The organism is Allohahella sp. A8 (assembly GCF_047946665.1).
GTDB lineage: Bacteria > Pseudomonadota > Gammaproteobacteria > Pseudomonadales > Oleiphilaceae > Allohahella.
Map to the genome: position 1 here is coordinate 68,590 of NZ_CP172312.1, position 14,675 is coordinate 83,264.

The 14,675-nt window shown below is 57.8% G+C and carries 14 protein-coding genes; 13 read left to right on the forward strand and 1 reads right to left on the reverse strand.

The features are described from left to right. Positions 1–225 precede the first annotated feature (225 nt). The 13 genes from sctV to ACH3PB_RS00385 all read left to right on the forward strand — a co-directional run bounded on the left by sctV (position 226) and on the right by ACH3PB_RS00385 (position 12,529). Positions 226–2,376 carry a type III secretion system export apparatus subunit SctV gene (gene sctV, locus ACH3PB_RS00325; protein ID WP_416397480.1) on the forward strand — a complete coding sequence of 717 codons (2,151 nt, stop codon included), beginning with the start codon at positions 226–228 and terminating at the stop codon, positions 2,374–2,376. Beyond that, positions 2,373–4,169, forward strand: a complete 1,797-nt coding sequence (sctC, locus tag ACH3PB_RS00330; RefSeq protein WP_416397481.1) for a type III secretion system outer membrane ring subunit SctC — start codon at positions 2,373–2,375, stop codon at positions 4,167–4,169. Before sctV ends, sctC begins: the two co-directional genes overlap by 4 nt. Then, positions 4,135–5,181, forward strand: coding sequence for an FHA domain-containing protein (locus ACH3PB_RS00335; RefSeq protein WP_416397482.1), 1,047 nt, complete (start codon positions 4,135–4,137; stop codon positions 5,179–5,181). The genes sctC and ACH3PB_RS00335 overlap by 35 nt, the downstream gene beginning before the upstream one ends. Before the next feature lie 91 nt (positions 5,182–5,272). Continuing rightward, positions 5,273–5,596, forward strand: a complete 324-nt coding sequence (locus ACH3PB_RS00340; RefSeq protein ID WP_416397483.1) for a hypothetical protein — start codon at positions 5,273–5,275, stop codon at positions 5,594–5,596. Between the two features lie 79 nt (positions 5,597–5,675). Continuing rightward, entirely contained in the window at positions 5,676–6,074 is a 399-nt protein-coding gene (locus ACH3PB_RS00345) for a hypothetical protein (protein WP_416397484.1), read from the forward strand. Next, positions 6,071–6,709, forward strand: a complete 639-nt coding sequence (gene sctJ / locus ACH3PB_RS00350; protein WP_416397485.1) for a type III secretion system inner membrane ring lipoprotein SctJ — start codon at positions 6,071–6,073, stop codon at positions 6,707–6,709. Before ACH3PB_RS00345 ends, sctJ begins: the two co-directional genes overlap by 4 nt. After that, complete coding sequence (locus tag ACH3PB_RS00355; protein ID WP_416397486.1) at positions 6,706–7,401, forward strand: hypothetical protein; 696 nt, start codon at positions 6,706–6,708, stop codon at positions 7,399–7,401. The genes sctJ and ACH3PB_RS00355 overlap by 4 nt, the downstream gene beginning before the upstream one ends. Beyond that, complete coding sequence (locus ACH3PB_RS00360; RefSeq protein ID WP_416397487.1) at positions 7,335–8,045, forward strand: FliH/SctL family protein; 711 nt, start codon at positions 7,335–7,337, stop codon at positions 8,043–8,045. The genes ACH3PB_RS00355 and ACH3PB_RS00360 overlap by 67 nt, the downstream gene beginning before the upstream one ends. Continuing rightward, on the forward strand, positions 8,029–9,342 hold the full coding sequence (locus tag ACH3PB_RS00365) for a FliI/YscN family ATPase (protein WP_416397488.1): 1,314 nt from the start codon (positions 8,029–8,031) through the stop codon (positions 9,340–9,342). Before ACH3PB_RS00360 ends, ACH3PB_RS00365 begins: the two co-directional genes overlap by 17 nt. Then, the gene (locus tag ACH3PB_RS00370; RefSeq protein WP_416397489.1) at positions 9,339–9,824 is read left to right on the forward strand and encodes a hypothetical protein; all 486 of its coding nucleotides are present in this window, start codon (positions 9,339–9,341) and stop codon (positions 9,822–9,824) included. Before ACH3PB_RS00365 ends, ACH3PB_RS00370 begins: the two co-directional genes overlap by 4 nt. After that, positions 9,821–10,675 (forward strand): hypothetical protein, encoded by an 855-nt coding sequence (locus tag ACH3PB_RS00375; RefSeq protein ID WP_416397490.1) that lies wholly within the window; start codon positions 9,821–9,823, stop codon positions 10,673–10,675. Before ACH3PB_RS00370 ends, ACH3PB_RS00375 begins: the two co-directional genes overlap by 4 nt. Then, positions 10,672–11,958 carry an alpha/beta fold hydrolase gene (locus ACH3PB_RS00380; protein ID WP_416397491.1) on the forward strand — a complete coding sequence of 429 codons (1,287 nt, stop codon included), beginning with the start codon at positions 10,672–10,674 and terminating at the stop codon, positions 11,956–11,958. Before ACH3PB_RS00375 ends, ACH3PB_RS00380 begins: the two co-directional genes overlap by 4 nt. 28 nt (positions 11,959–11,986) lie before the next feature. Continuing rightward, positions 11,987–12,529, forward strand: coding sequence for a hypothetical protein (locus ACH3PB_RS00385; protein WP_416397492.1), 543 nt, complete (start codon positions 11,987–11,989; stop codon positions 12,527–12,529). Between the two features lie 24 nt (positions 12,530–12,553). Here the strand turns inward: ACH3PB_RS00385 and ACH3PB_RS00390 are convergent, their stop codons facing one another. Next, the gene (locus ACH3PB_RS00390; protein ID WP_416397493.1) at positions 12,554–14,617 is read right to left on the reverse strand and encodes an acyltransferase family protein; all 2,064 of its coding nucleotides are present in this window, start codon (positions 14,615–14,617) and stop codon (positions 12,554–12,556) included. Between the last annotated feature and the right edge of the window lie 58 nt (positions 14,618–14,675).

The following is a 14,675-nucleotide window of genomic DNA, read 5'->3' on the forward strand; positions in this document are numbered from 1 at the left end:
GCACCGTGGTGGGAGAATAAACAAGTTTGTCCGTCTAAAAATGACGGACACGGTCAAACCTTGAACGCGTCGACAATGTGGTAACGAGTCAATAAATTGGCTTGACCATCCCCCAAAGGAGTCACTAAAGTGCATCGGCATAGCGGTCCCAGGCTCATGGTAGAGCCGGATAATGCCCAGCGTTGGCAGTCCTGAAAGAATCGTGATCATGGAGGATCTATTGGCATGACCGTGTCTTCTGTTCCGGCGCATTGGCTTAACAGGCTCACCGGAAGCCTGCGTTCGCAGAGTTACAGCGACGTCATTCTGGCCTTCGGCGTAGTCGCGATCATCGCCTTGATGATCCTGCCGCTGCCGTTGTTCGTGGTCGACATTCTGGTGGCAGTGAACATTATCATCGCTGTGGCGATGGTGCTGTTGTCCATCTACGTACCTTCGCCATTGGCGTTCTCCAGCTTCCCCAGCGTGATACTGCTGACCACGCTGTTCAGGCTGTCTCTCTCGATCGCGATCACGCGGCTCATTCTGCTCGATGCCGACGCTGGCGATATCATCGAAACCTTCGGCAATCTTGTCGTTGGCGGCAACATGGTTGTCGGCTTTGTCGTCTTCCTCATCATTACCGTGGTGCAGTTCATCGTGATTGCCAAGGGTGCCGAGCGGGTCGCTGAGGTGGCTGCACGATTTTCGCTAGATGCCATGCCTGGCAAACAGCTTTCGATAGATTCGGACCTGCGTTCGGGGCTGATCGAAAAGGAAGAGGCGAAAGCAAAACGCCGCCGTCTCGAACAGGAAAGCCAGTTGCACGGCGCGCTCGATGGCGCCATGAAGTTCGTCAAGGGCGACGCCATCGCTGGCATCGTCATACTCATCGTGAACATTCTTGGCGGTCTGACCATTGGTGTGCTGCAGCGAGGCATGCCCATAGGCGAAGCCGTTTCTACCTATAGCGTGCTGACGATAGGTGACGGTCTGGTCGCACAGATTCCGGCCCTGCTCACATCGATCGCAGCTGGCATGCTGATCACGCGCACATCTGGCGACGATTCTCGCTCCAATCTTGCTCAGGAAATCGGTTTCCAGTTTTTCGCCTTCCCACGCATTACTGTTCTGGCAGGCGTTCTGTCGCTGCTGCTTGCTATTGTCCCAGGCTTTCCGTCCCTCGTGTTTTTGCTCATGGGTGTGGCCTTGTTGACGGCAAGTGTGCTTCGCCAGCCGCCAGCATTCCTGCGCAGTCGTATTCCCAGCCTCGAAGCCCGCTACCAGCGGACCGCAGTCAGAATTAAGCCAGTGGAGCCGGATAATCTGCAGCCGCCCGCGGCCGTCGTGCTCTGGGTCCATCCCGGTCTTAACCTGCATTTCGATAACCAGACCCTGCTCATGACGGCTACTGCGGCCGTGAACGATGTTCGCGAGCGCTACGGTGTGCCGGTGCCGGTTCCAGTCATCAGGGAGGACACCAAACTGGGCGCAGGGGGATACCTGCTGGAGGCGCATGGAATGCGGATCGGTCGCGGCAGCCTGCCGACGGAAAGCCTGGCCCAGGATGTGTATTTCCTTCATGCGGCTACTGCCCCCGGTCTCACCAATGAGAGCTCCGCGCAGCCGGTCAGCGGAACAGAGCTGGTGCTCGCCCCTGATTTTTCGCCTCAAATGGCCGGCAATTGGCAGCAGGGCATCGCAGCAAGCGGTGATGCGGAGACGCTGTCGCCGGGCGAAAGGTTACAGCCTCTGGACACTCTGCGCCGCCATCTCTGTCTGGCTATGCTCAGGCAATTGCCCCTCTTCCTAGGCGTTCAGGAAACGGCAACTCTGGTCAATAACTGGTCTGGCCAATACCCCGACCTCATCAAGGAAATGCTGCGCGCCGTGCCGCCACAGCGACTAACAGAAGTGCTCAAGCGCCTATTGCAGGAAGGCGTCTCGATCAGAAATCTGCGCGATATCTTCGAAGCGGTGTCCATTGCTGGCGCTCGTGAAGCCGATGTTGGTTTATTGACCGAACAGGTCCGTCTAAGTGTAAGACGTCAGCTCGGTGATCAATACGGCGGCATGGATCGCATGCTTTATGCCTTGCTGGTCCATCCCGAGCTTGAAGACAAAGTTCATCAGGCAATTCGCAACAGTAAGGTTCAGGCATCAGCGTCGGTTTCGCCTGATCTGTATCAGAAGATATCTGGCAGTCTGCGCGAACTGTTGGTTGCTGCTCACGATAAGGTGCCAGTCGGGCAGCAGCCCGTGGTGCTGTGTTCACCAGAAGTCCGCCGATATTTCCGCGCCTTGCTGGAAGAAGAGTTTTTCAATTTGCCCGTGCTGTCCTATCAGGAACTGATAGGTGAGTTGCGCATTCAACAACTGGGTCAGATTAACGCATGAATCGCTGTATCATTCTTGTCACACTCATCGTGATGGCGCTGTCCGCTCGCGCGACTGCTGCCATCACTGCGCTCGAAGGTCGGGCAGAGACCACCTACCAGCTGGAAAACGAGCCACTCAAAGACTTCCTGCGCGACTTCCTCAGTGACCACGGCCTTCGCGCTGTGCTGAGCCCACAGCTGAACAACGAATCACGACGACTAGCCGGCACACGCAGCGGCACGCCCAACGAGATTTTCAGTAGCATCCTCGCGTCCAACGGTCTCATGGCTTACGAAGACGGGCTGTCGGTCTACATCTATCTCGCTGAGGAATCACGGCGTGAATTCGTCATGATTCCACCGGAAAAGATCGTATTGCTGCAGCGCAGCCTGCGCAGGATGACGCTCGACGATGAAGAGAGCTTCACCCGCACCGACCCCGCCACAGGTGTGGTGGAAATTGTCGGCGCCCCGCGGTACGTAGAGCAGGTGATGCGGCTGGCTAACATCGTACTGGATCGACCCGCCGATGCAGCCAGCCATGAAATGGTGTTCCACTACTTTCCGCTGAAGTATGCATGGGCAACGGACCGTAGCTTCAATGTCGGTATCCGCGAAGTCACAGTCGCAGGGGTGGCTTCTGTTCTGCAACAGGTGCTGATGGGGGGCACCGTACCCAGCAAGCAGCCAGTGCTGATGTCGAATTCAGTCAAGCGACTCAGCGATGATTCGTCGTCGAATGGACCTCTCCAGCAGTATTCGCTGGATCCTGAGACTGAGCACTCAGCAAATCCGCCTTTGCGCCGGCCAACCGAGCGATCATCTGAAGATATGGCCGCTGATGGCACGCTCGCGCTAGCTGAACAGGTTCCAGCCATCGTCGCCAGCGGTCAGCAGAACGCTGTCATCGTGCGCGACTATGCCCACCGAATTCCGCTCTATAAGGATCTTATCGCCTCGCTCGATACACCCAGCCAGATTGTCGAGATAGAGGCAACCATCATCGACGTGAACACTGACAAGCTTCGCAACCTCGGCATCGACTGGCGCTTTTCCAGCAACGAGAGTAACGGGGAGGTCATGTTTGGTCGGGATACTGTGAAACAGAATTTCGTTGAGACGCTGGCTGGCACCAATGTATCCGTCCTGGACCAAATTCCGGGCTTCCAGATCGGCGCCATCATCGGTGACGAGAATCAGTTCATTGCCCGGATCAACGCGCTACAGGAGGAGGGCGTCGTGTCGGTGGCCTCACGACCAAAGGTCGTCACCCTGAACGATCTTGAAGCAGTCATCGAAAGCAGTACGTCCTTCTATATTCCGGTGAGCGGTGCCTATGAGGTCGATCTCTTCCAGGTGCTGACCGGCACGATGTTACGGGTTACGCCACATCTCATCGAGCACGACTGGGGCAAGCAGATTCGTCTCATTGTCGGTATCGAGGATGGCTCGGTAACCGGTTTCAATGATGGTACACCGGTCACCACCCGTCATGCCGTGACCACCCAGGCGCTGGTGAACACCGGGCACAGTCTGCTGCTGGGTGGACTGGTGCGCGACGAGCAGCAGGAGTCTGAATTTAAAGTGCCCTGGCTGGGAGATATCCCCTTGCTGGGCGCGCTGTTTACGGTCGAATCGAAGAGTAATGGCCAGTCCGAAAGGCTGTTTCTGATTACACCAAGGATCGTAGCGCCAGATGGCAGCGATCAATCGGATACCGACAGGATATCTCACCGTCGGCCCAAACCTGATAAGGATTGTAAGGGAGACTGTATAGATGAGTTCAATGACGAATACGCTCTCATGTTCTGACGGGGCAGCGACTGGGCTGCTTGCCGAATATTGCTATGCCTTGACGGTGACCTCCGGTCTCCACGCCGGCGCCAGGGCCGAGGTGAGTGGTGCATCGCTCACGAGTATCGGTGCATCTGATGAGTGCGATCTCGTGCTTACCGACGAGACCGTGGCAGCCCGCCACTGCATGATCGGTCAGTTGGGACAGGCGATTTTCATTAAATCCCTGGAGGGCGTGCTCACTGTCGATGGCCGCACTCTGGCCACAGGCGAGCAGGTGGTGGTGAAGCAGGATGCCATCTTGGGCATCGGCAGTGTCGCGGTCGGCTTGAAGCTTATCCGTGTCAACAACACCGCTCGCTCTGTGTCGAAGGCTGGTCAGAACCGCTGGCTTTTGATGTATCCACTGGCACTGATGGCAGGTGTCGCGCTGCTGTGGACCACCTATACACAGGTGTATGCGAAGAGTGCGACCAATGGTCGCGAAGTAGGTCTCTTCTCAGTTGGTGCCAAAGTGGATGATGAGGCGACTTCTGTTCGAAACAAAAAGCCAGTTATCGACGCAGCTGTAGAGCAGACCTTGCCAGTTGATGAAGCTGTGGAGGACGGCGCTGATTTGTCTCGACTGGCCGGCCAGGTCGCTGAAATATTCAGGCTATCGGGCTTTCCGGTTCAGGCCGAGGCGCTTTCACCGGGCGTTATACAGGTGAGCGGGCATTTCGACGACCCAGCTGACGCCGAGCGCATCATCCGCTCGCGCGCACTGCGTGAGGTAAAGGCGCTCAAGCAGGTCAGGGTGATGAACACTGCTGGCGCCGAGCTGGTCGACGAGCCCATTGAGGCGCAGAAGATTGTGCGGCTGGCGGCTGGTGACGACCCCTACCTGGTCACCGCCGACGGCGCCCGATACTACCCAGGGGCACGCTTGAGCAATGGATTTGAAATCGCAAGTATCGATAGTCAGCAGATACGACTGGTGTCCGATACAGGTGAGGAACGCGAGCTTGGTGCCGGCGCTGTTCTGGAGTAGGAGGCATGGCCGACAAGTAATGAGTCGGCGTCTTACAGGCACAAATGGAATTGCATGAGAAACGTCAATCACGTTCAAAGAGGAACTACCCATGTATGACAACACTATCCTGAATTCTGCAGTGCAGGCCAATACTGCAGTCGTGACCGGTGGCTCCACCAAGAATCGCCAGGCTTCGACTGGAGAAGTCGGCAGCTGGTATGAAGCCATGGCCAAGGCCTGGGGCCAGACTCTTGATGGTCAGGCCAACCGCATCACCGAACTGTCCGATAAGGTGGGCACTGCTGGTCATGACAATCCACAGACCATCACCATGTTGACTGCGGCGAGCATGAAGATGCAGTTCCTCTCCAGCAATGCCAGCACCTCGACCACAAGCGTTGGCCAGGCCCTGGAAACACTCGCCCGGAAATAAGGTTGACAGTGCCTGCCATGCACTCAAGCGCAGCAGATGGCTGCTGCGCGCCTATTGTTCCATTTGAGAGGATGCATCAATGACAGATGCCATTGCAGCTATGAGTTTCGATCTTGTCATGCCGGCAGGACAGGCTGCACCCGATGCCACTGCACAGGCTTCGGTCTACGACATTAGCCGATTCGAGGCCGCATTCGAGAAAGTTGCTGACAAGCCCACGACGGCCGAGGCTGTCGAGACAGCTGGCGACAGTCCGTTCAAGGCGGCGTTCAAGGCGCTTGACTCACTGAACGGCGGGGTCGAGAGCGTAGGCCAGGAAGCCATGCGCATCCTTGGCAACAAGGCTGAAATGTCGCCAAGTGAGATGATTGGCCTGACGATGAAGGCCCACCACTTTCTGTTTCAGAGTCAGCTGACCGCGAATATCGCCAACAAGTCCTCTGAAGGACTCCAGCAGTTATTCAGGCAGCAGGGATGACCCGAGTTCGTTTGATCGCGTTGGTGCTGTCGAGCCTGCTGCTGGCTGGCTGCCAGGACCCGGAGCTCTACAGCAACCTCGATGAGCAGCAGGCCAATGAAGTCGAGGCTGCGCTGCTGAGTCGAGGTATCGAAGCCAGGAAAGTTCGTGCTGAAAAAGGCGAAGCCTTCCTCATCACGGTACCTCGCGAAGATATTCCCGACGCTATGGCAACGCTGACTAATCTTGGCCTCCCACGTCATGCCAATCCATCGATGGGCGATATCTTCAAGAAGGAAGGCTTTGTGTCGTCCCCGACGGAGGAGCGTGCGCGGTATCTGCACGCCTTGTCGCAGGAACTCGCGACAACACTGATGCAGATTGATGGCGTCGTCACGGCTCGTGTCCATGTAGCCCTGCCGGACAAGCACGTCCTCCAGGAAGATGTCGATTCCGCCTCTGTTTCTGTCGTTATTATTCAGCAGCCTGGCGCTGACCTGTCCGGCTACGAGACCGACATCAAGGCCATAATTACTGATGGTGTCGAAGGACTCAATGACGTCAATCGGGTGACTGTGCGCTTCTTTTCCCGCGAGCTCCGTCAGGCCGCGGCGGAAGCTGAAACACCCTTGGCCATGGGTGCGGTGGAGCGATGAACGCAGCATGTGTCGAGCAGCTCCTGGCTGAGTGTCATCCAGACTGGACAGGTTTTTCCGCCGAACTCATGAGTGCTGCAGTGCGGTCTTCGCTGGGGCGGCGCACGCTGTTGAACAAGCTGGCGCCTCGTTTCCGCGCCCTTCAGCGGCTCGATAAGTCGACAAAAGACGTGTCGCCAGGCGAGAACTATGCCCTCCTGTCCCGCACGAGCTGGTTGCCGGCGGGTACGCTGATGAGCAGGTTGACGACCCTCGGCGCCTGCTTCTACCTGCAACAGATCTGTGCCGAAATACGGCGCCAGCAGGTCGCGGAGTGGAAGGCCGTTCTTGGGGCGGAGCATTATCGGCTCATGATCCAGAATGTCAGATCATGTATTAGCGAGAACCTGAGCCTGCCGAATGCGCAGCTCAGCCCGGTTTCTCAAGTGGAACTGCTCAGTCACTGCGTTGAAACCCGTCAGTCCATTCTCGCCGGCTACGGTTTGTTCACAATGCTCGCAGTGGCAAAAACCCTGGCGCCGAGCGTGGAAACTTTCGACGAGTTGAGCATGCGCCTGGGTTCGTTATTTCCACCGAACAGTCTGACGCAGTGGCTCGAGACCGCCTCACCCGCTGAGGAAAAGCTATGCGAGCAGACGAGTTGCATTCTGGCGCTCTGGCGATCGGAAAACAGCGCGAGTCTGAAAGCATGAGTGCCCATTTTGCAGTGGCCGATACTCAAGCACTGACGCTGAAAATCCGTGGCCGTCGGATTACAGCAGCCGACTACTTGCAGTGGCAGCAAGCCAGCGAGGCACTTGAGACCGCTAACACCGTGTTGGCCGAAGCGAGAGCAGAAGCTGTTCGCATCCGCGAAACCGCCCAGCGTGATGGCCACCAGGCAGGCGTCGAGCTCGCATTCAAGGAACTCATGGTTCCGATACTTGATGCAAAGCGGGAGGCCCGCAAGGTCCTGGATGCGAGTGCACCCCAGCTGGTCGATCTGGCGGAGCGCATGATACGCAGAATACTCCCGCGGCTCGATCAGGACGCGGTGGTCCGTGAGCTGCTGCAGAGCGCGCTGGCAGAGCTGAACGACGAACAGCAGATTCTCGTACGCGTTCACCCAGAACATCTTGAGCAGACCACAGACATCGTAAGCGAATGGCAGCGCCAGTCCGGCTACAGCCGGGCCGCGAGTACCGAGTCAGATAAAGCTCTGCCAGCCTATCACTGCGTTATCAAGTCCGAGCTGGGCGAGGTTCATCTCGGCTTCGAACAACAGTTGTCACGGCTATCGCAGGCAGCGCTGAGTGCGGCCAATCAAACCAGGGTGGACGATGTCACTTCCCTTTGAGTCGATACTCGAGCAGATCAGCACTGCCGATCTGGCTGAGCGGAGAGGCAAGGTCGTCGAGGCCTATGGCACGCTTATCAAGGTGACTGGCATCCAGGCCCGACTCGGTGATTTGTGCGAGCTCCGCAGCAAGTCAGGCGGCGTCAGTCTCAAGGCCGAGGTGGTCGGCTTGCGTGATCGCCAGACCTGGCTCGCGCCGCTCGGTCCGCTCGAAGGTGTTTCCACCGATATGGAGGTGATCGTCAGCGATGCGCGTGCAGATATCGGCCTTGATGAGCGGATTCTCGGCAGAACGCTCGATGCTTTCCTCGAGCCCATTGACGGTGGACCCGTCTATACCTGGCGCGATCGCGTGCCCCTGTACCGTGCCACGCCAAACCCGCTGAAACGGCTGCCGGTCGACAAGGTGCTACCTTCCGGGGTGCGTGCCATCGACGGCCTCACGCCGGTCGGGCTCGGGCAGCGAGTCGGCATCTTCGCAGTGGCTGGCGGCGGCAAAAGTACACTACTGGGTATGCTGGCGAAAGGCGCCGAAGCCGATGTGAATGTTATCGTGCTGGTCGGCGAGCGGGGCCGTGAAGTTCACGAGTTCATTCACGACACGCTTGGTGAAGCAGGTCTGCGCAAGAGTGTGCTCATAGTCGCGACCTCGGATCGACCCGCGCTCGAGCGCTGCCGGGCGGCCTATGTAGGTACCGCTATCGCTGAATATTTTCGAGATCGCGGCAAGCGTGTGGTGCTGATGATGGATTCGGTGACTCGTTACGCCCGCGCGCTGCGTGACATTGGTCTTGCGCTCGGTGAGCCGCCTGCTCGGCGAGGCTACACACCATCTGTATTTGCGCAGCTGCCACGACTGTTCGAGCGTGCCGGAAACAACGAGTTTGGCTACATCACCGCGTTTTATACGGTACTGATCGAAGATGAACAGGAAGGCGACGATCCACTCGCAGAAGAAGTGCGTTCACTGCTCGACGGCCATATCTATCTCTCTCGAAAACTGGCTACCGAAGGGCAGTACCCCGCCATCGACGTGCTGGTGAGTGCAAGCCGGCTGTTCGGTCGCATCGCTACGCCGGAGCACATCGAAGCTGCCCGGGTCTTCCGCTCCTTGCTGGCCAAGTACCGCGAGATCGAATTGCTCGTAAGAGTTGGCGAATACGTCAAAGGCGCTGATCGCGAGGCCGATAGCGCGCTCGAAAAAATCGGGCGCATCAGAGACTTTCTCAAGCAGCGTTCAGACAATCTGCTGCCCTTCGATGACATCATCGGTCAGCTTCGTCAGGTGGTGTCATGAGCCAGGCGCTTGCTCAGATCAGTGATATCGAACGCCTGCGCGAGATCAAACTGACGCGTGCGGAGCAGCGTGTCGATGCCGCTCGTCAGGCCATGCTCGAGGCTCAACAAGGCCTGGAAGCGGGGTTGTCGGCAGCGCAGACCCTGCAGGAAGCCTATCGGCGCGAAGCCACACGCCTGGTCTCGCGCATAGGTCCCGCCTTCGATGGACTTGGTTTGCAACGCCAGGCAGGCGCTCTGGCACAGGCTGGCAGCGAAGTGCGCGTGCAACAGGACAAGCTTGCTGCGCTGCGTCAGCAGCTGAACGCCAGCGAGCAGTTGCTTGAGCAGGCTCGAAACCATTGTCAGCAGGTTCGAGCCCAGCTCACGGCCATACAATGGCAGAAGAAAGACATTCGCGCTCAGCTGAAGAAAGACCAGCAGCGCCGTGCTGAAGTGGCCAGTGAGGAACTCTTCGTGCAGGCTCTGGGAAGAAGATCATGACAGCACAGATTCAGACCGCCGCGGCAGCGACCGCCGCTTCGGGGCGGGTTGCTGCCAAGGGCACCACTACGGGTTCTATCGCTAACAGCATAGCCAGCGGCGCCGGCCTCATCGGTCGCGCAACGACACGGGGTGCCGACGCCGATTTGCAAAGTATCAGCGCCTGGCAGCAGGTGCTCAGATCGCAGGCCGGCCTACCCCAAGAGGCGGAAGCGGCCAGTATGCTACTGGAGGAAGATGCCTCGCTCGGATCGATCGAGCAGTCGCCGGATCAAGCTCTGTCACTCGGGCATGGCCCTCAGGTGTCACCACTGCAGCAGCATCAGGGGCACTCGGGTCATGGCGGTTCCGCCGACGCTCAAGTCAACGAGCTAGAAGCCGCAGAGTTAGCTGACGCCGATACGGTGGCGCCACAGTCTTCAGGCGGCCATACCAGTCTGCTCTCCAGTTCGGGATCGACATTGCAGGCTGTAGAAAGCGCGCCGGATTTGCCACATGTTCAGGCCCCGAAGCCAGAGCTCTTGTCCGAGAAGCAGCAGATGATGCCGCTCTCGACATCTCGTGTGGGCGATCCATCGGCGGTCACCATTCATTTTCAGAAGGACTCTCTCAGCGGCACCGCCATGCAGCTCACCCGCCACGCTGGAAGCTGGCAATTGACGGCCATGGCCGGCAATGCCGTCAGCGCAGCTCAGTTGCAGAGTCAGAGCGCCGTGCTGGTCCAGCGCTTTTCGCAACGGCTCGGGAAGCTCGAAGTCGATGTGGTGGGCCATTCAGAACGGAAACGAATACCGCGGCCGGATGAGTCTGGCCGCGACATGGAAGTCAGTGTAGATGTGGAAGATAGATGAAAGCAGTCAACGTTAGTCTTGTAGTCATACTTGTTGCCTCAGTACTCGCCGCTTGCGGCACCACCAATAGCAAGGGCGCGCGATCGGGTAAACCTAATACCCAGCCGCCAGCAATAACGCTGCAGATCGTATCGCCGGCGAAACAGAACAGCTACTGGCGAGATGCCGTGCAATATCCGTATGCAGTGCATGAAGCGAAAGCGAAGGATGCGCTCGATAGAGAGTGGAAGCTTGCGTATATCGACGAGTACGCCGGCCCCGGAGATCGTGAAGACGCGCCAGTCGTGGTGCTGCTGCATTGTCGATGCGGCAATTTGGGCTACTTCAATACGCTCATACAGCAGCTCGTACAGGACTATCGCGTCGTCGCCTTCGATCTGCCGAATTACGGCAAATCGATTCCCGGCAATCTGGACCTGCCGGTCACCCGCTCGCTGGATACCAGTCGCGACCTCGTGTATCAGGTTCTTAAGAATGAGCTGAACATCAGTCATGCCAGCCTCGTAGGTCATTCGCTCGGTGGTCAGTGGGCATTGGGGTTCGCGCTCAAATACCCCATGTTCGTCGATGCCCTGATCCTTGAGTCAAGTTATGGCCTCGAAGAATACCAGGTGAAGCCCTTCCGCTTCGACAACCGCCAGATCGATCTGTTCAACGCAGGCTATCCGCCTGAGATCAGTCTTCCCGAAGAGACCTGGCGACTGAACCCACTCTACGTGAAGGAATACTCACTTACCCAGGGCGAACTGCGTGATCGCCTACTGTTCACCGATGAGCAACGCGACGATCTCTTGCCACGATGGAATCGTCGAGCAAAGTCTGCAGCTGGTGAGCCGCCTTCAGTGACATCGCTTTTTCGAATGAGCGAATCGGACGCTCGCTTCTTTGTAGCCTCTCGAGCCCAGGCTGCCGAGGGTAATCAGCGGGAATTCGATCAGCTCGTGCGAGCCTGCGTGTGGGATCTCTACGCCAGTGCTGCTGAGCTCAGGGCTGATGATGAGCAGAGTTTGCCCGCTCGACTCGGGCAGGTGAGGGCACGCACCTTCCTCGCGTTCGGCAAGCACGATAGCTATCTGCCGAACGATTTCATGACTGGCGAATCTCTGACAGTCGATAAACTGGCTGGCGCGGCAATGACACGGATACGTGTTGGCGGCGCCGAGGTCACCGCGAAAATCTACGATGCCGCAGCACATACGCCACATCTGGATGTGCCCGTTCAGTTTGGAACGGACGTACTCAATTTTCTGAAGCGCGAGACCGTGGTGGACGCCTTTCGCTAAAGCCTCAACTTGTGACGAGGAGAGACAAATGATCAATCCGGTTCAGGCGGTAAACAGGGATAGCAGCTGGCGAGCCGCCGGCCTGGAAAACGCTCAACACGCGGATGCCCAGAATTCGGCGCGGCAGGTCAGTGTCATGCCGAACCAGCTCTACGACCTCATCAGAGCTGGCTTCGGGGCGATCGATGGTCAGCTCGACCAACGCTACCCTTCGATTGCCTCAGCGCTCCAGGCCGCGATATCAGAGGACGAACTTGCGCCGCTGATGCTGATGCTGACGCGTGCCGAACAGGGGCTGGTTTCCAGTCTGAGCATTGGTGATCAACGCGATGTATTCAGGTTACTGGTCGAGCAGGCGAGCCTGTCACAGCTGGAAAGGCTCTACCTACAGCTGCCTGAAGCGCAGCAACGCAGTCGCTTTGGCGAGGTGCTTGCGAATTTCGGCAGCTACGATACGCGACAGGCCTTTCTCGCGGAGATGGCGTCAGTGCTCACCACCGCGCCCGACACCGGTGACGGTGAAGTGCTCGATCTCCTGGCGCGATCGTTGACCCTGACCGGGTCCGGCTGACCGCAGCTGTAGATGTAAGCCGACCTATACCAGTGGCGGCAGCCGAACGAAGGACGAGCGCAGCCGGGATATCACGTGTCGGGAACCATCATGGCTGAGGTGCGCCCGGTCCGAATAGATCAGGTGTCGTTCAGGGTCCAGATTTGTACATTCCAGCTCGTGGCAAAGCGCATCGAAAGGGTCTACAAATACGAATGCGCCTGTGTCCTCCGCCAGCTTACGCAACTGTTCGTTGAAGGCGCGATTCTTCTTGAGGTCTCCCTTGTCGATGCGGGCTGTCGTAAAATCTTCGTAGTCTTCGCCACTCAGTTCACGCAGATTAGGCCTAAACAGCACATCGAACAGGTCCACGCCGTTTGTGCTGGGCACGTTCCCAATAACGACAAGTTGCGATGGAGCGATCTTCGCCTTCAGCTCGAGAATGCCCTGGAATATCGTCTCCCGATCGACTCGTCTCCCGATAGGCTTACCATCCTCACCGAGCCTGTCTGCCATCTTGAGCTGAAATAACCATGCATGCGAGACGATGACCAACGGCGGCTTTTCCGCTGATTTGATGAAGTTCATGGCCGTGCTGAATGCTGCTGGACATTGACGGTGCCAGTCCTCTCCGACAGAGTTGCGGGTAAAGCCAGGTAGGTGCAGGCAACTTGTTCCGGAGGCGATATACAGCGAGCGTCCCGTCGGCTCTGCAAGCTCGCGATAGATGCCCTCGGCGTAGTGTCGACCGTGGCTGTCCCCGATCAGCACAATATCCGCTCCCTCAGGATCCTTCTCTGCGTCGGCTACAGCGCCATAATAGGGAAAGCCATAGCCGCCATACTGTTGACGACTGAAATCGCTGCCATCGCCTTCGAACACGACCTGTGCCGGGTTGTCGACGCGCCATTGCCAGCCTTCAGTGACCTGCATGTGCGTGCCAATGGCGACGTTGAAGCCCGTGACGGCGACCGTCGCGATAACCCAGCGCGGGGCTGACAAAGCAAGTTTGCCGATTCTTGCTGGTGTCTCGACCCAGCGGTACATGGCGTAGGCCAGCGCGATCGATAGCGACACGATGCCAATCTGGTCGATCACGCTGAACTCACCAGTGATCATCAGATAGCGCCAGAAGACGGTGACCGGCCAATGCACGAGATACAGCGAATAACTGATCAGCCCGATCCAGACCATCAGCGGATTCTGTAGCAGACCCACCAGACGGCTATTGCCGCCAGAATGAATGACCAGCGCCGTACCGAGACAGGGCAGGAGAGCGTTATGGGCCGGAAACAGGATATCTTCATGAAAGGCAAAGATTGAATAGCCGATTAGTCCGAGGCCGATCAGCAGCAGAACGTCGCTCACCAGCTGGCGTCGAGGCTGAGCGTGCATGAACCAGATCGTCAGCGCGCCGATGACGAACTCGAACACCCTGAAGGGCAGGAGGTAGAAAATGGTCCCCTTGCCGTTGGCTAGATAGTCTGCAAGCCACGGGGCGTGCGTCGAAAGCAGGCTGTTATTGCCGGTAGCAAACTCGAAGTTGAGGTACAGACTGACGCCACCAGCACCGAGGAGCAGCCAGGGTATCCACCGAGTGGTCATATATCTGAGCAGTAGCAATAAGGTGAGTGGCCAGACCAGATAGAACTGCTCTTCGACACTCAGGCTCCAGGTGTGCAGCAGCGGTTTGAGTCTGGTGGCACTATCGAAATAGTCTGCTTCAGCGAGGAAGAAGAAGTTGGAGACGCTGAGGACTGCAGCGGCCAGTGAAGAGCCGAAGCGTTCGAGGTGCAATGGAGAAAGCACAAAGGTCGCCACAACGGTGGTCGCCAGCAGGGCAACCAGGAGTGCGGGGAAAAGCCGCTTGATCCGCCGAAGGTAGAAATGGCCAAAGCGGAAAGTACCGCTTCGCTCGATCTCAGCATAGATCAGCCTGGTGATCAAAAAGCCGCTGATAACGAAGAAAACATCCACCCCTACGAATCCGCCCTTGAAGATGAGGACGTCTGCGTGGAACAGAACGACAGCCAGAACAGCTATGGCTCGGAGGCCGTCGACGTGCGGGAGGTAGCCCTTCGTTAATTCGGGTGCTGGAAAGAGGTTCATCCTTGGCTTCTGAGAATAGACGTGAGGCCCTTCCTCACGGAAGCGTGGATTGTACGCG